Annotated in this window: 16 protein-coding genes; 6 read left to right on the forward strand and 10 right to left on the reverse strand. The window is 62.5% G+C overall.

What is annotated here, in order from left to right; all coding sequences use genetic code 11:
* The first annotated feature begins 106 nt into the window (after window positions 1–106).
* Window positions 107–883: a phosphatase PAP2 family protein gene (locus BLT89_RS09405; protein ID WP_157718833.1), complete on the forward strand. Its 777-nt coding sequence runs from the start codon at window positions 107–109 to the stop codon at window positions 881–883.
* A 512-nt stretch (window positions 884–1395) separates the two neighbouring features.
* On the opposite strand, the gene BLT89_RS09410 is transcribed toward BLT89_RS09405, so the two are convergent.
* The 4 genes from BLT89_RS09410 to BLT89_RS09425 all read right to left on the reverse strand — a co-directional run bounded on the left by BLT89_RS09410 (window position 1396) and on the right by BLT89_RS09425 (window position 3912).
* Window positions 1396–2172: a hydroxypyruvate isomerase family protein gene (locus BLT89_RS09410; protein WP_090194479.1), complete on the reverse strand. Its 777-nt coding sequence runs from the start codon at window positions 2170–2172 to the stop codon at window positions 1396–1398.
* Window positions 2169–3056, reverse strand: coding sequence for an NAD(P)-dependent oxidoreductase (locus BLT89_RS09415; RefSeq protein ID WP_090198888.1), 888 nt, complete (start codon window positions 3054–3056; stop codon window positions 2169–2171). The genes BLT89_RS09410 and BLT89_RS09415 overlap by 4 nt, the downstream gene beginning before the upstream one ends.
* Window positions 3057–3134: 78 nt before the next feature.
* Entirely contained in the window at window positions 3135–3500 is a 366-nt protein-coding gene (locus BLT89_RS09420) for a DUF5064 family protein (RefSeq protein ID WP_090194481.1), read from the reverse strand.
* Window positions 3501–3594: 94 nt separating this feature from the next.
* Window positions 3595–3912, reverse strand: a complete 318-nt coding sequence (locus BLT89_RS09425; RefSeq protein ID WP_090194482.1) for a DUF2288 domain-containing protein — start codon at window positions 3910–3912, stop codon at window positions 3595–3597.
* Window positions 3913–4180: 268 nt separating this feature from the next.
* On the opposite strand from BLT89_RS09425, the gene BLT89_RS09430 reads away from it, so the two are divergent.
* From BLT89_RS09430 to BLT89_RS09450, 5 genes are all read left to right on the forward strand, one after another.
* Window positions 4181–5308, forward strand: coding sequence for a branched-chain amino acid ABC transporter substrate-binding protein (locus tag BLT89_RS09430; protein WP_090194483.1), 1128 nt, complete (start codon window positions 4181–4183; stop codon window positions 5306–5308).
* Between the two features lie 123 nt (window positions 5309–5431).
* Entirely contained in the window at window positions 5432–6355 is a 924-nt protein-coding gene (gene livH / locus BLT89_RS09435; protein ID WP_090194485.1) for a high-affinity branched-chain amino acid ABC transporter permease LivH, read from the forward strand.
* Window positions 6352–7614 (forward strand): high-affinity branched-chain amino acid ABC transporter permease LivM, encoded by a 1263-nt coding sequence (locus BLT89_RS09440; RefSeq protein WP_090194486.1) that lies wholly within the window; start codon window positions 6352–6354, stop codon window positions 7612–7614. The genes livH and BLT89_RS09440 overlap by 4 nt, the downstream gene beginning before the upstream one ends.
* A complete protein-coding gene (livG, locus tag BLT89_RS09445) occupies window positions 7611–8378 on the forward strand; it encodes a high-affinity branched-chain amino acid ABC transporter ATP-binding protein LivG (protein ID WP_090194488.1) in 768 nt (255 codons plus the stop codon). Before BLT89_RS09440 ends, livG begins: the two co-directional genes overlap by 4 nt.
* A gap of 3 nt (window positions 8379–8381) precedes the next feature.
* Window positions 8382–9083: an ABC transporter ATP-binding protein gene (locus BLT89_RS09450; protein ID WP_090194489.1), complete on the forward strand. Its 702-nt coding sequence runs from the start codon at window positions 8382–8384 to the stop codon at window positions 9081–9083.
* 45 nt (window positions 9084–9128) lie between these two features.
* Here BLT89_RS09450 and BLT89_RS09455 read toward each other — a convergent pair whose 3' ends face one another.
* From BLT89_RS09455 to arsS, 6 genes are all read right to left on the reverse strand, one after another.
* Window positions 9129–9536, reverse strand: a complete 408-nt coding sequence (locus tag BLT89_RS09455) for a DoxX family membrane protein (RefSeq protein WP_090194490.1) — start codon at window positions 9534–9536, stop codon at window positions 9129–9131.
* A 79-nt stretch (window positions 9537–9615) separates the two neighbouring features.
* Entirely contained in the window at window positions 9616–10701 is a 1086-nt protein-coding gene (locus tag BLT89_RS09460) for an FAD-dependent oxidoreductase (protein ID WP_090194492.1), read from the reverse strand.
* Window positions 10698–12872, reverse strand: a complete 2175-nt coding sequence (locus tag BLT89_RS09465; RefSeq protein WP_090194493.1) for an FAD-dependent oxidoreductase — start codon at window positions 12870–12872, stop codon at window positions 10698–10700. Before BLT89_RS09465 ends, BLT89_RS09460 begins: the two co-directional genes overlap by 4 nt.
* Complete coding sequence (locus BLT89_RS09470) at window positions 12872–13843, reverse strand: metallophosphoesterase family protein (protein ID WP_197673495.1); 972 nt, start codon at window positions 13841–13843, stop codon at window positions 12872–12874. The genes BLT89_RS09465 and BLT89_RS09470 overlap by 1 nt, the downstream gene beginning before the upstream one ends.
* A 151-nt stretch (window positions 13844–13994) precedes the next feature.
* Entirely contained in the window at window positions 13995–15392 is a 1398-nt protein-coding gene (locus tag BLT89_RS09475) for an SLC5/6 family protein (protein WP_090194495.1), read from the reverse strand.
* A 4-nt stretch (window positions 15393–15396) separates the two neighbouring features.
* Window positions 15397–16377: an arsenosugar biosynthesis radical SAM (seleno)protein ArsS gene (gene arsS, locus BLT89_RS09480; protein ID WP_090194497.1), complete on the reverse strand. Its 981-nt coding sequence runs from the start codon at window positions 16375–16377 to the stop codon at window positions 15397–15399.
* Window positions 16378–16434: the final 57 nt, after the last annotated feature.

The raw sequence follows: 16434 nt of genomic DNA on the forward strand, positions 1-16434 counted from the left end.
ACCGGTATCTGGGCGAAAATGCCCCCGCTGTTGCGGCATGCCACAGCAACCCACAACAAAAAGCCCGACGCTGGCGATCCCGTTGCCCTCACGGATACCGAAACCGATGACTTCAAACTGTCCTGAATTACTCCGCACCCAGGCTGCCTGGCGCCTGCCGGCCCTGCTCTGGCTGCACCTGTGCGCACTGCTATTGCTGGCCAGCTGGTTATGGCCCACCGGACGGGGACTCTGGGACCTGCTGGACAAGCAGGCTTTTCATCTGCTCAACGGCAGCCTGGACCTGCATCCTGTCTGGGCCGGCTTCTGGGCCATTACCAGTGTGCGCACCTTCGACCTGCTGGCTGCCGGCCTGATGCTGTTGCTGATCCTGCGCAAGGACTGGCTGTTCAGCCAGGGCGAACGCTTCCACGCGCTGTTTACCTTCATTGGCTTGCTGGGCGCCCTGCTGATCCTGCGTGTGCTGTTTGCCAGACTGGTGGAAGCCTATGACTGGCAGCACAGCAGCCCGTCGCTGATGATCGACGGCAGCCTGCGCCTGAGCGAGCAATTCCCCTGGCTGGCTGAGCACATGGACCTCAAAGATGCCTCGAAACGCAGCTTCCCCGGCGATCATGCATCGGTATTGATGTTGTGGGGCGCATTCCTGGCCCTGTTCGCTCGCGGCGGCAAGCTCGCTCTGATTTTGCTACTGACCCTGTTCCTGATGTTGCCCAGGCTGGTCGCCGGTGCGCACTGGCTGAGTGACGATCTGGTCGGCGGAGTGATTCTGACCTTGCTGGCATTCGCCTGGGGCTATTGCACACCGTTTGCCGAGTTGTTTGCCAGCAGCATGTTGCGCCTGGCCAACCCCATACTGAAACGCCTGCCCAGCTGGGTTTGAGTGGAAGCGCAGCGCCTCGCCGCGACAAAACCTTGAAGCTCGCGCCGGGGTCGGCACTCCCACAGGTACTTCCATTACCCCAAGAAGTGCACCTCAGGCTCAACCCTGCGCACCAGCGCGCCAGCCAAACCAGAAGTCCGTGGGAGCGGCGCCTCGCCGCGAAAAAATCTTGAAGCTTGCGCCGGGGCCGGCGCTCCCACAGGCACTTCCATTACCCCAAGAAGTGCACCTCAGGCTCAACCCTGCGCGCGCCAGCGCGCCAGCCAGGCCAGAAATCCGTGGGAGCGGCGCATCGCCGCGAAAAAATCTTGAAGCTCGCGCCGGGGTCGGCACTCCCACAGGTACTTCCATTACCCCAAGAAGTGCACCTCAGGCTCAACCCTGCGCACCAGCGCGCCAGCCAAACCAGAAGTCCGTGGGAGCGGCGCCTCGCCGCGAAAAAATCTTGAAGCTTGCGCCGGGGCCGGCGCTCCCACAGGCACTTCCATTACCCCAAGAAGTGCACCTCAGGCTCAACCCTGCGCGCGCCAGCGCGCCAGCCAGGCCAGATGCCCGGCAGTCGAGGGCCGGTATTCGGCGCCCAGCCAGCCCTGGTAGCCAACCGCTTGCAGCGCAGCCAAAGCCGCGCTGAAATCCAGCTGCCCGCTGTCCGGTTCACCACGCCCCGGGCAATCGGCAAACTGCACATGGCCGATATGGCCTGCCAGCTGCCGGATAACCGCCGGCAAATCCAGCCCCTGCCGGGCCATGTGGTACAGATCGAGCTGCAGCGCCAGATTCGGATGATCCACCGCCGCCAGCAGCTCCAGCATCTGCTGCGGGGTATTGAGCAGAAATCCCGGCATATCCAGCGGATTGATCGCTTCGCACAGTACCTGGATACCCAACGCGCTGAACGCTTGTGCGGCATCGCGAAGATTACCGACCAGACATTGCCAGGCCTGCTCCGCCTTCATCCCGTCAGTCAGTCTGCCAGCCAGCACATTGACCTTGTGTGGACGGGTCATGGCCGCGTAGCTCAGGGCTTCCTGCAACGCTGCGGCAAAACCGGCCTGACGTGCCGGCACACAGGCCAGCCCGGCACCACCGCTCATCAGGTCACCGGCAGGCAGATTGATCAGCACCAGCGGCAGGCCGGCACGCTGCAACGCCTCGGCCAGCTGAATGGCAGGCACTTCATAAGGAAACTGGATTTCCACGCCGTCGAAACCGGCCACTGCGGCCACCCGCACCCGCTGCAACAGGGGCATTTCGCTGAACAACAGCGACAGGTTGGCAGCGATCTTCATTCGCGTGGCTCAAACATCCCGATCAGCGTGGCGGGGTCCTTGTCCAGCGCCCCCTGCTGACCATGCAGTCGCATCAGTTGGGCGGCCAGCCCGCTCATGGGTGTGGCCGAGCCGCTTGTGCCTGACTGTTTGACGGCACTGTCTAGGTCCTTGAGCAGCGTACGCACATGCCACTTGACCGGTTCGAAGCTGCGCGCGGCCATCTGCGGCGCCAGTATCTGCAACGGCCTGGAGTCGGCAAAACCGCCGGCCAGCGCATCCGCCAGCAAGCTTGCATCGACACCCGATCGCTCGGCCAGTGCCACTGCTTCGGCAATCACCAGCGCGTTGCAGGCCACGATCATCTGGTTGCACAGCTTGGTGATCTGCCCGCTGCCTGTGCCACCCATGTGCGTGACCCGCTGCCCCAGGTGGGCAAGGATCGGCCGCACACGCTCGACATCGTCATAGGCGCCACCGGCCATTATCGCCAGAGTCCCCGCTTGTGCTCCAGGCACGCCACCGGATACCGGCGCATCGACCCAGCGCATGCCGCAACGGGCTTCGAGCTCAACCGCCATGCTTTTTGTACGTTGCGGATCGAGGCTGGAGAAATCCACCAGCAATTGCCCCGGCCGGCCATGGACGGCTAGACCTTCAGCACCGAACACCACCTCGTGTACAGCTGCGGTATCGGCCAGGCAGAGCAGGACAATTTCTGCGCCGGCACACAGCTCGCCAGGCGTCTCAACCCGATGTGCACCCTGCTCCAGCAGCGGCAGGCACTTGTCTGCCGTGCGATTCCACACGGTAAGCGGGTAGCCGGCAGCCAGAAGACGCCCGGCCATGGGCCGGCCCATCAGGCCCAGCCCGGCAAATGCCAGAGAAGGAAAGGATTCAAGCATGGAGGGGCCCTGCAAATTGAAGCGCCAGGTCAACCGCCGCAGGCGGTCGAGCACTTCTCGGGCGCTTGCGGCAACTACTCAGAGACCGTCTTTTTCCAGATTGGTCAGATTCACTGCCTCACCGGACTTGGCATCGAGCTTTTTGCGAATGTCTTCGAACATGGCATCGTATTCCTTGTGATTGCGCATGATCGGACTCACTGCCGAGGGCAATCCCTGCTTCACCACTGCCTTGGCAATCAGGCTGGCAAAATTGAAGGCCGTATCCCGGTGCATGTCGAATTCTTCGGTGAAGTCCTTGCCATCAAGATTGCCGGTGACCTTGAAGTGCATCAGGGTGCCTTCGGCTGCATCGTGGTGAACTTCGTAAAACACATCGACATGCCCTGTGGGGGTACCGGGTACGCCACTAAAGGCACGATGCAAATGACCTGGTTCAAACATGGCGCAACCCTCACAGTAGATAATTTCCTGCGAGCATTAAGGATAATGCCCGTCACGTCCAGTCCTGACGCACAATTGCGCAATAACCGATGCCCTAGTGCAATTGCGGCTTGCCGCTGCGCTCCTGGATTACCACCCAGGGTGCCACCACCACTGCCCACAGCTCGGGATCCCGCAGCAACAGATCCTCTGCCTGCAGCGCGGTAACTTCGGCCAGCAGACCTGCCTCCAGCCAGCCAGCGACGCGCCCGCGGTCATCCTCTGCCAGCGCAACCGCCACCGCCACCAGATCCAGCTCACCCGCCACCTGCAGCAAGGCTCCGCGGGCGAAAAAAGGCTGCAATTCCGTCCAGCTGATCCGGGCGGTTTCACCCAGCAGGCTCAGATAGAGGGGGCTTGGCTGTGCAGTCATGACAATCTCCGGCGAAAAGGCGCGCGAAGATAGTAACGTCACGGCCAAAGTCGGGCCAGCGCGGCAAAACTGCGCGCAGCGCTTTTATGTACGTTTATGTCATTTATGCGACAGATAAATGCGCCCGATGAAATTTACGTCTTTTCAATCGGTAAAACAGCAAACTACACTGCGCAAGTATCGTCGCCGCTTCCGGAATCGCGTTCTGCAGCGTTCCGGAGACTGGCCACTACGTCCAAAAACCAAAAAACACCAGAGTGGATACCCTATGAACCAAGCAACCAAACAGCTTTCAAAACTGTTCACCGCACTCGTTCTGGCCGGCATGACCAGCTATGCCCCAGCAGCGGACACCATCAAGATCGCCCTCGCCGGCCCGAAAACCGGCCCGGTTGCCCAGTACGGTGAAATGCAGTTCATCGGCGCCGAAATGGCCATCGAGCAGATCAACAAGGCCGGTGGTGTTGACGGCATGATGCTCGAAGGCGTGGCGTACGATGACGCCTGCGATCCGAAGCAGGCTGTGGCCGTGGCCAACAAAATCGTCAACGACGAGATCAAGTTCGTGGTTGGCCACCTCTGCTCCAGCTCTACCCAGCCGGCTTCCGACGTCTATGAAGACGAAGGCATCCTGATGATTACCGCCGCCTCCACCAGCCCGGACATTACTACCCGCGGCCACCAGCTGACCTTCCGTACCATCGGTCTGGACAGCATGCAGGGTCCGACCGCTGCCAAATACATCGTCGAGCAGGTCAAGCCGAAGACTGTCGCCGTGATCCATGACAAGCAGCAATACGGCGAAGGCCTGGCCACCTCGGTCAAGGGTGCTCTGGAAAGCAGCGGCGTCAATGTGGCGGTGTTTGAAGGCATCAATGCCGGCGACAAGGACTACTCCTCGCTGATCGCCAAACTCAAGCAAGCCAATGTCGATTTCGTTTACTACGGCGGCTACCACCCCGAGCTGGGTCTGATCCTGCGTCAGTCCGCCGAAAAAGGCCTGAAGGCCAAGTTCATGGGTCCGGAAGGCGTGGGTAACAAGGAAATTTCCGCCATTGCCGGCCCGGCCTCCGAAGGCATGCTGGTAACCCTGCCGAAATCCTTCGATCAGGATCCGAAAAACCAGGCACTGGTCGAAGCCTTCAAGGCCAAGAACCAGGATGCCAGCGGCCCGTTCGTATTCCCGGCTTACGCAGCAGTCCAGGTGATTGCCGAGAGTATCGACAAGGCTGACAGCACCGACACCGCCAAGGTCGCAGCTACCCTGCGCGCCAACAGCTTTGATACCCCGACCGGCACCCTGGCCTTCGACGACAAGGGCGACCTGAAAGACTTCAGCTTCGTCGTCTACGAGTGGCATCAGGACGGTTCCAAGACCGAAGCTCCGCTTAAATAAGCAGGGCTGCCCCGCGTCAACCAGAGCCCACTGCCTTACCGCAGTGGGCTTTGTCTATTAAAGTGACAACCCCGTTTTATGGCATCCGCAGAGCGTTCCGCGCGATGCATCAGGAGTTAGGCAATGCCTGATCTTTATCATTATCTGCAGCAGCTGGTTAACGGCCTGACTGTGGGCAGTACCTATGCGCTGATTGCCATTGGTTACACCATGGTTTACGGCATCATCGGCATGATCAACTTCGCCCACGGCGAGGTGTACATGATCGGCTCCTACGCGGCATTTATCGCCATTATCGGCCTGGGCATGCTCGGTATCGACAGCCTGCCGCTGATCATCGTCGCCGCCTTTGCCGCCAGCATCATCGTCACCAGTGCTTACGGCTACAGCATCGAACGCATTGCCTACCGGCCGCTGCGCGGCAGCAACCGGCTGATTCCGCTGATTTCGGCGATCGGCATGTCGATCTTCCTGCAGAACGAAGTACTGCTGGCGCAGGACTCCAAGGACAAGGCGATTCCCAACCTGATCCCGGGGAATTTCGTTTTCGGTGAAAGCACCATGAACGGCGTGGTGATTTCCTATATGCAGGTGCTGATCTTCATCATCACCTTTGTGGTCATGCTCGGCCTCACCCTGTTCATCTCGCGTTCGCGCCTGGGCCGTGCCTGCCGGGCCTGCGCCGAAGACATCCGGATGGCCAACCTGCTGGGCATCAACACCAACAACATCATCGCCCTGACCTTCGTCATCGGCGCCACGCTGGCGGCCGTTGCCGCCGTGCTGCTGGGCCTGCAATACGGCGTGATCAACCCCAATATCGGTTTCCTCGCCGGCATCAAGGCGTTTACCGCCGCCGTGCTCGGCGGCATCGGCAGCATTCCCGGCGCCATGCTCGGTGGCCTGGTGCTTGGTGTTGCCGAAGCCTTCGGCGCCGACATCTTCGGTGACCAGTACAAGGACGTGGTGGCCTTCAGCCTGCTGGTACTGGTGCTGCTGTTCCGCCCGACCGGCATTCTCGGCCGCCCGGAGGTGGAAAAAGTATGAGCAACGCCTCCTCCCTGAAAACCGCCTTTTTCAGCGCCCTGCTGGTGCTGGCCGTGGCCTACCCGGTACTGGGCCTGAAACTCACCACCGTCGGCATCAAGCTGGAAGTGCATGGCGCCAGCCCGGCCGTGCTGTGGACCATTGCCGGCGCGGCCGTGCTGATGTTCATCTGGCAACTGTTGCGCAGCCGCCTGAGCGCACTCTGGTCGCGGGTGCCCGAGATGCCGAAAGTGCCCGGCGCTGCCAGCGACTTCCTCACCCGCCCCTCGACCCAGCGCTGGATCATTCTCGCACTGGTGATGGTCGGCCTGGTCTGGCCGTTCATGGTCAGCCGCGGCTCGGTGGACATTGTCACGCTGATCCTGATCTACATAATGCTCGGCCTCGGCCTGAACATCGTGGTCGGTCTGGCCGGCCTGCTTGATCTGGGTTACGTCGGCTTCTACGCCGTCGGCGCCTACACCTACGCCCTGCTCTCGCACTACTACGGCCTGGGCTTCTGGACCTGTCTGCCGCTGGCCGGACTGATGGCAGCATTCTTCGGCTTTATCCTCGGCTTCCCGGTGTTGCGCCTGCGCGGCGATTACCTGGCCATCGTTACCCTCGGTTTCGGCGAAATCATCCGCCTGCTGCTGCGCAACATGACCTGGCTGACCGGCGGCCCCAACGGCGTCAGCAATATCGAGAAGCCAACGCTGTTCGGCCTGACCTTCGAGCGCAAGGCCGCCGAAGGCATGCAGACCTTCCATGAGTACTTCGGCATTGCCTACAACAGCATCAACAAGGTGATCTTCCTCTATCTGGTCGCCCTGTTGCTGGTGCTGATCACCCTGTTCGTGATCAACCGCCTGCTGCGCATGCCGATCGGCCGCGCCTGGGAAGCCTTGCGTGAAGACGAAATCGCCTGCCGCGCACTGGGCATGAACCCCACCGTGATCAAGCTCTCGGCGTTCACCCTGGGGGCCACCTTCGCCGGTTTTGCCGGCAGCTTCTTCGCCGCCCGCCAGGGTCTGGTCACACCGGAGTCGTTCACCTTCATCGAATCGGCGATCATCCTCGCCATCGTCGTGCTCGGCGGTATGGGCTCGCAGCTGGGCATCATCCTCGCTGCCGTGGTGATGATCCTGCTGCCGGAACTGATGCGCGAATTCAGCGACTACCGCATGCTGATGTTCGGCGCACTGATGGTGCTGATGATGATCTGGCGCCCACAGGGCCTGCTGCCGATGCAGCGGCCGCACCTGGAGTTGAAACCATGAGCCGCCCGATTCTCGAGGTCAGCGGACTGACCATGCGTTTTGGCGGCCTGCTGGCGGTCGATCAGGTTGCCCTGAAGGTGCAGGAAAAGCAGGTGGTGTCGATGATCGGCCCGAACGGTGCCGGCAAGACCACCGTGTTCAACTGCCTGACCGGCTTCTACGAGCCCACCGATGGCGTGATCCTGCTCAACGACGAGCCGATCCAGAACCTGCCCGGGCACAAGATCGCCCGCAAGGGTGTGGTGCGGACCTTCCAGAACGTGCGCCTGTTCAAGGACATGACGGCGGTAGAGAACCTGCTGGTGGCCCAGCACCGCCATCTCAACACCAACTTCCTCTCCGGCCTGTTCAGCACCAAGGGCTTCCGCCGCAGCGAGCACACCGCCATGGAGTTTGCCGCGCACTGGCTGGAGCAGGTCAACCTGACCGAGTTCGCCAACCGCCCGGCCGGCACCCTCGCCTATGGCCAGCAACGCCGTCTGGAAATCGCCCGCTGCATGATGACGCGGCCGAGCATCCTCATGCTCGACGAACCGGCCGCCGGCCTCAATCCGCGCGAAACCGAAGACCTCAAGGCGCTGATCGGCATGTTGCGCGACAAGCACAATGTCACCGTGTTGCTGATCGAGCACGACATGAAGCTGGTCATGAGCATTTCCGACTACATCTACGTGATCAACCAGGGCACGCCGCTGGCTGACGGGACGCCGGAGCAGATCCGCAACAACCCGGAAGTGATCAAAGCCTATCTGGGGGAAGCGTAAGCCATGCTGAATTTCAAGGACGTTTGCACTTTCTACGGCAAGATCCAGGCCCTGCACAACATCAGCATCGATGTAGAGCAAGGCGAGATCGTCACCCTGATCGGCGCCAACGGCGCCGGCAAATCCACCCTGCTGATGACCCTCTGCGGCTCGCCACAGGCCAGCAGCGGCAGCATCCGCTTTATGGGCGATGAGCTGGTCGGTCTGGATACCCCGGACATCATGCGCAGGAGCATTGCCGTGGTGCCCGAAGGACGCCGGGTATTTGCCCGCCTGACGGTCGAGGAAAACCTCGCCATGGGCGGCTTCTTCACCGCAAAGGGCGCCTATCAGGAGCAGATGGACAAGGTCCTGCACCTGTTCCCGCGGCTCAAGGAGCGCTTCGCCCAGCGTGCCGGCACCATGTCCGGCGGCGAACAGCAGATGCTCGCCATCGGCCGGGCGCTGATGAGCAAACCGACCCTGCTGCTGCTCGACGAACCCTCGCTGGGGCTGGCACCAATCATCATCCAGCAGATCTTCGACATCATCGAACAGCTGCGCGAGGACGGCGTCACCGTGTTCCTCGTCGAGCAGAACGCCAACCAGGCGTTGAAGCTGGCCGACCGTGCCTATGTGCTGGAAAACGGCCACATCGTCATGCAGGGCACCGGCGCCGAACTGCTGGTCGACCCGAAAGTACGCGACGCCTATCTGGGTGGTTGAGCCTGCTGCGTTGACCGGCCTACAGGCGGTCAACGCAGCCGCGCTTTAGCGGGAAATGTTATCGACTGCCAGACGATCCTCGTCACGGAAAGCGATCAGCAGCAGACTTGCCGCCATGATGATCAGCGAAGGGTAGAACAGCGCATTGCTTCCGCTGAACACCCAGCCCCAGGGGTCAATCACCGACTGCGCTACGGCCAGCAACGATGCGCCGTTAAGCAGCAACTGCAGCGGGTAAGCCCAGCGGCGCATAGCCCCGAACACCACCAGCAGACCGAGCAGAACCTGCAAGATGCCGGCAATTTGCAGCGCACTTTCCGCCGCCAGAAAGCCGAAGTAGAACTTGTTGGCCACGGCCATCCCGTGTTCAACGTTAAACACCTTGTCAGCGCCCCAGATCACCAGCAGCCAGCCTAGCGATATGCGCAGTAGTAACAGCGTCCAGATCTTCATTGTGTTGCTCCTTCCAAGACAAGTTTGTCACCGGCCCCTGTCGTAGCTGGCCAGCGGTTTTTTAATGCATTGCCAGCTGTCAGCTCTCGGCGCCGTGCAGTGCCATGAAGCGGCGATCCAGCCGGTCCTTCCAGCGGCCCAGCCATTTGCCTTCGGCGGTCAGGCCGGCCCAGCTGAGCAGCGCCCCGCCCTGCCCGTCGGCCAGCAATGCCAGAGCCTGTCGCTGTGGTTGATATTTCTGTAGTGGCTGGCTAGCCAGGGCTGCTGCCAGATTGGCCGCCAGCAGCGGCCCCTGACGCACGGCATACACCCCGCTGCGCGGGGTAGCCGGCAGGCTGGCGCAATCACCCACGGCAAACACATGGGGATGGGAGAGGCTCTGCAAGGTCGGGCCGATCCGCACGAAACCGCGCGCGTCGGTGTCCAGGCCGGACTCGCGCAACCAGGGCAAGGCACTGGCACCGGTAGCAAGGATTACCCGCCCGCCGCGCCAGACGCTGTGTCCGTCAGCCAACAGGCTGTCGCCCTGTATGGCATCCACGGCCACGCCTTCCATGACCTGCACACCGGCAGCCGCCAGATGGCGCAACGCCCGCCGGCGCAAGGCTGGCGGGTGGCCGTTGAGTAGCGGGCTGTTGCTGAGCAAGGTCAGTTGCGGCACCTGCCGGCCAAGCGCCAGCGCCAGCTCCACACCCGCCGCACCGCCGCCGAGAATGGCCAGCGCCTGTGGTGCTTGTTGCCACTCACTCCAGCCCTGCAGGAAGGCCGCGAACGGTTTGACCGGCAACAGCGCCAGTGAGATGTCCGTAGTGGCCGGCGCCTGCGGCTGCGAACCCAGATTGAGCGACAACCAGCGGGCGGCATAACGCTGGGCATTTTCGAGGCTGACGCTGTTGCTGGCTGCATCCAGACCGAGCAGACGACCTTGCAGAAACTCGACACCGGCTGCGGCACACAAGGGTGCCAGGGCGATGCGGCATTGCTGCGGCCGATAGCGACCGGCCAGCAAGCCCGGCAGCATGCCCGAGTACCAGGCATAAGGCCCTTCGCTGACCAGCGCGATGCGGCCTGCCGGCCGTTGCCCGGCGCGCCACAGGCGCAGCACGCCCAGATGGGCATGGCCGGCGCCGGCCAATAGCAGATCGAATGGCGCGTTCGCCGTCATTCCGCAACCACGGCCTGATCCGCCTGCTTGCCGCCGCGACGCCACTGATGGAATCTGGCCACCCAGCGCAAGACCGTCTGCGGGGCATGGGCGCGTTTCCATTCGCCGGCCACGGCCTTGTTGGCTTCGGCCAGGGTCGGGTAGATATGGATGGTGCCGAGCACCTTGTTCAGACCATGACCGTGCTTCATCGCCGCCACGTATTCGGCGATCAGGTCACCGGCATGCTCGCCGACGATGGTCACGCCGAGAATGCGATCCTTGCCCGGCACGGTCAGCAACTTGATATAGCCACTGGCGGCGTCATCGGCGATAGCCCGGTCGAGATCGTCAATCCCGAAACGGGTCACCTCACAGGCAATTCCCTGTGCCCTGGCATCCTGCTCGTTGAGTCCGACACGGGCGACTTCCGGATCGGTAAAGGTCGCCCAGGGGATCACCCGGTAATCCACCTTGAAGCGCTTGAAGCCGCCGAACAGGCCGTTGACCGCTGCGTACCAGGCCTGGTGCGACGAGGTATGGGTGAACTGATAGGGGCCGGTGACATCACCCACGGCGAAGATATTCGGGAAACGCGTGGCCAGGTATTCGTCGACTTCCAGGGTGCCATTGGAGCGCAGCGCCAGTTGCAGCTGCTCCGCGCCAAAGCCCTTGACGTTGGCCACCCGTCCCAGGGCGAACAGCACCTGATCGAAGGCAATCGCTACTTCACTGTCATCGGCCAGATTCAGGCACACCAGATGCTGCTGCCCCTCGATGATCTCGAAGCGCACGGCCTTGTGCTGCAAGCACAGGTCTACACCATCCTGGCGCAGGCTGGCCATCACCGCCTGGCTGGCTTCGGGGTCCTCACGGATCAGCAGGCGTTCGGTCATTTCCACCTGGGTCACACTGCTGCCCAGACGCTGGAAGGCTTGCGCCAGTTCGCAGCCAATCGGCCCGCCACCGAGCACCAGCAGGCGTTGGGGCTGCTCACGCAGGTCCCAGACATTGTCCGAAGTCAGCGGCGTCACCAGCTCGATACCCGCAATCTTTGGCACTAGCGGACGCGCACCGGTGGCAATCACAATGGCCCGCGTACTCAGGGTCTGGCCATTGACCTCCACCGTCCACGGCGAGGTGATCTTCGCCTCGCCCTGCAGCACTTCCACGCCCAGGCCGCTGTAGCGCTCGACCGAATCATGCGGTTCGATAGCGGCCACCACCCGCTGCACGCGCTGCATCACCGCAGCAAAATCCACCTCGGGTTTTACTGCCCTGAACCCCAGCTGCTCGGCCTTGCCCATTTCATGGGCCAGCTTGGCCGAACGGATCAGCGCCTTCGACGGCACGCAGCCGGTATTCAGGCAGTCGCCACCCATCTGGTGCTTCTCGATCAGCGTCACTTTGGCTTTCACCGCTGCGGCGATATAGGCCGAAACCAGGCCGCCGGAGCCGGCACCGATGACGATCATGTTGCGATCAAACGCCTTCGGTTTGACCCAGCCGGCGTAGACCTTGCGTGCCTTGACCAGCTCCAGCAGCTTGCGCGACACCAGCGGCAACACACCAAGCAGGACAAAGGCACCCAGCAGTCCCGGCGAGAGAATGCCGGCCAGCGAATCGAGCTGGCCCAGTTCACGTCCGGCGTTCACATACACCAGGGTGCCGGGCAGCATGCCGATCTGGCTGACCCACCAGTAGGTACGCGCCGGCAAACGGGTCAGGCCCATGCCCAGATTGATCAGAAAGAACGGGAATACCGGCACCAGCCGCAGGGCAAACAGAAAGGCCGCGCCTTCACGCTCGATACCCTGATCGAAGCTGGCCAGACGCTGGCCGAAGCGCGCTTCTACCCAGTCGCGCAGCAGAAAACGGCTGATCAGCATGGCCAGGGTGGCCCCCAGCGTCGAGGCAAAGGACACCAGCACAGTACCGCCCAACAGGCCGAACAAGGCCCCCGCCACCAGGGTCATGATGGCCGCACCGGGCAGCGACAAGCCGGTGACCAGCACATAGAGCACAAAGAACAGCCCTGCGGCCAGCATCGGCCCCTCGGCAACCCGCTGGTTGAGCGCGCCCTGTTGCTCCTTCAGCGCAGCCAGATTGAGGTATTGGCCCAGATCGAAGGCAAAGAACCCGGCGATCAGCAGCGCGATCAGTGTGAGTAGAACCAGCTTGCGAGTATTCATCAGTAATCCGTTGATTGCACAGAGGGTGTAGTGCACTGCCTGAAACCAGCCGGCAGTAGCGGGTCCCGCGCGTCGTCTGGACCGTGCAGCAGGCGCTGACGGTAGGACTGCGCGGCGGCACTGGCCGCCGGCCACTGGCGGTCAAAATCGGCCATGAACGCAGCCTGGTCATAGGCCAGTGGCAGCGCTTCAATCCACAGCCCGGCCTGCTCGATGCCGTACAGCGCAGCGGCATGGGATGTGCGGCCAATGCGACTGATCAGGCCATGGGTGGTGCCGGCAAAATTCGGCATACCGGCCGCGCCGTTGTTGATCAGCACGCCTGCCGGCAAGCCCAGCAGCACCGGCGCACAGGTATGGCTGGTGGCGAACACCTGCACGCCCTGCTGCTGCAGCCAGGTATCCAGCGCTAGCTGGCGCTGCGGTTGTTGCAGGGCCTCACGGGAACATTGCCAGCCGGCCAGCGAGGCCTCGTCGCCATGGCTGATGGCTACCCGCTGCCCCGCGACTGTCACCACGGCGCAAGCAGCACGCTGCGCCAGTGGTGCGCGCAACTCGGGTAATGCAGCCAGCGTCTGCACCAGTTCCTGATGAATGCGGTTCGACCAGTCCACCGTCTGTTCCGCCACGCTGTCGGGATAGGCACAGCCGCAGCCGGCACCCAGATCCTGTGCTCTGGCCAGCTCGGTCTCGACATTGCCGCGCAACACACAATGGCCGGCGGCACGCTGTTCCATTTCGGCAAACAGCCCGGGGTCACGGTCAAACCAGTGCAGGTCGCCGTTGAACACCACCAGTGCTTGCGGCTCGTCCGCCAGCAGGCGGTCAAGGGCATCCAGCGCCTGACGGTTGCCATACAGTCCGCCGACCACATACAGGCTGTCACAGGCAAACAGCGGCTCGCCCTGAAAGGCCGTTACCGGCAGGCGGTAATCCAGCGGGCAGTCGCGACCCGGACGCAGGGCCGTCACCTGGCCACCTCATGCGACAGCCCCAGGCAAGCACAAGCAAAGCGCCCGGCTGCCCGGAGCCAGCAGCAGGAGCGGGCTTGCCCACGATCCGGGCCAGACCAGCGCTTCGCGGGCAAGCCCGCTCCTACGGCCTCAACGCAGCTGTAACGCTTCATGCAGACTCCGCCGGATAACGCCTGGCGGCCAGCCAGCCGGGCAGCAGATAGCCCAGCACACACAGTCCCAGTCCATACAGGTTGGTGCCCAGCAGCAGGGCGTACTTGCCATCGCCGATGGCCCAGCCTGGCGGAATCCAGCCGAGCACCAGTGCCGTGCCCAGACCCAGGCCGGTCCAGAAACTCAGGTGAAAGCCGAGGCGGGTCGGCCGCACCACACCGTGCAGCACGAACACCGGCGCCAGGCCGATGACCATGGTGCCGCTGATGGTGGTGGCCTTGAGTATGTCGGTGCCGGCCAGCATCGGCAGATTGCCGAGCACGGCGAACATCACCATGGCAGCTACGCCGACGCCGATGGACTTCTGCCCCAGATCGCGCCCGGCCAGCGCCGGCAGTTCACGCCCGGCCAGCTTGGCCAGACTGGAGAAGGTTGAATCCAGCGTCGAGCCGGCGGCCGAGACCATCACCACGGTCATCACCAGCAGGGCTACCACACCCATCGACTTGGCCAGTGCGGCCGGCACGTTATCCGAGGCGGCAATCCCGCTGAGGGTTGCATGCACGCCAATCAGGCTGAAGGCGAGAATCGCCAGAAAACCGAGAATGCCGGCGAGCACGAAGGACCGAAGCATGGTTTTCTCTTCGCTGATAAAACCACGATCGGTCAGTACCGGATCATGAAACGGATAGCTGAACAGCTGCAGCCCGGCCACCAGCAACAAGTCCACGCCGGCGTTCAGCGCCCAGTGGCTGGTACTGCCCAGCTCGGACAGGCTGTGACGCGGCAAAACCAGACCGAGCACCCAGAGCAGCGCGATGAGAAAGATTGCCGCCTGCGCCGCATCGGTGAGGATCGAGCTGCGCAGGCCGCCACGCAGGCTGTAGGCCAGGGTAACCGCAGTAAACAGCAGCGCCGCGCCGATGAACGCGGCACTGCCGGAATCACCGTAGTAGCCGCCGACCACCGCCGTGTTGCTCCACACCTCGTTGAACAGACGAATCAGGATTGCCGCGGTAAACGCCAGTGCCGCGGCTCGCCCGTAATGGGTGGTCAGAAAACTGACCAGTCCGGTGGCGCCGAAGCGCCGGCGCAGGCGGAAGATGACCAGCCCGGCCAGCGGAATCGACAGCCAGTAGGTGGCATACGCGAGGCCGCCAACCAGCCCGTAACTGGCCCCCAGATTGGCGGCATTGGTTACCGATTTGGCGAAAATCCAGCTGATGAAAATGCTTGAGGTCAGCAGCCAGGGGGCGGCGCTGCGGCCCTGGGCATCTTCGCCCTGAAAGAAGCCGCCGAGCGTCACTGCACGCGGCGACAGGGCATACATCAGCACACCGTAGAGCAGCAGAAAGCCCCAGAAAAACACCCCGAGCAGCGCGTTGTTATCCATCGGGTTATTCCTGCGCCTTGAGCGCGCCGGAGCAGCTTGAGCCTTGCCCTGCGGTGCAGGCAAAGCAGTGGTCACGGGTAATGATCGGGTTGCCGGCAAGGCTTTGCGCCTGCAGCAGATCGCGCAAATGGGCGCGCTCACGGCCGATCAGCGGCAACTCCAGCGGAAGATCGAGCATCTGGTTGAAATCGCAGTCGTACAGATAACCCTGCCAGTCGACACTCAGCAGATCCCGGCACATCACCTGTTCCAGGTTCTCCGCACGGTAGCTGTCACGCAACAGCTGCATGTAGCTGTTGAACTGGCCCTTGCTCACCAGGGTGCTGCCAAAGCGCGCAATCGGCAGATTGGTAATGGTCAGCAGGTGATTGAAGGCAATGCCAAAATCTTCCTGCAGATGCACTTTGTAGTCGGCCTCCAGCTGTGCCTGCGCTGGCGGCAGGCTCGGCCCTTGCGGGTTGTACACCAGATTGAGGATCAGCCCGCTGCCTTCCACGCCATAGCCCAGCGCATTGAGCTTCTGCAGGCCGATGATGCTGGCATCGAAGACGCCATCGCCACGCTGCTTGTCGACGTTATCCCGCGAGTAGCACGGTAACGAGGCGCTGATTTCCACGCCCTGCCCGGCAAGAAATCCGGCCAGATCTTCGTATCCCGGTTCACTGAGGATGGTCAGGTTGCAGCGGTCGATAACGCGCAAGCCTTCCGCCCGCGCATGACTGACCAGTTCACGAAAGCGCGGATGCATCTCCGGCGCACCACCGGTCAGATCCAGCGTGCCAACCGAGTGGCTATCGATCACCTGCAGCAACAGCGCCAGACTCTCGTCCGTCATCGCTTCGGTACGCGTCGGCCCGGCATTCACATGACAATGCAGGCAGCGCTGATTGCAACGGTAGGTAAGATTGACCTGCAACGCCTGCAGTTGCCCGCGTGCAATCTCGGGAAAGCGCAGTGTGTCGAGGAGTGGCAGCATTGCATGCATGTACGGGATTACCTTTGTGGAATGCCTTATGGAGCGTTGAAACAGGCTGGCGTTACA

Origin of the sequence: Pseudomonas pohangensis (genome assembly GCF_900105995.1) — a bacterium.
GTDB classification, from domain to species: domain Bacteria; phylum Pseudomonadota; class Gammaproteobacteria; order Pseudomonadales; family Pseudomonadaceae; genus Aquipseudomonas; species Aquipseudomonas pohangensis.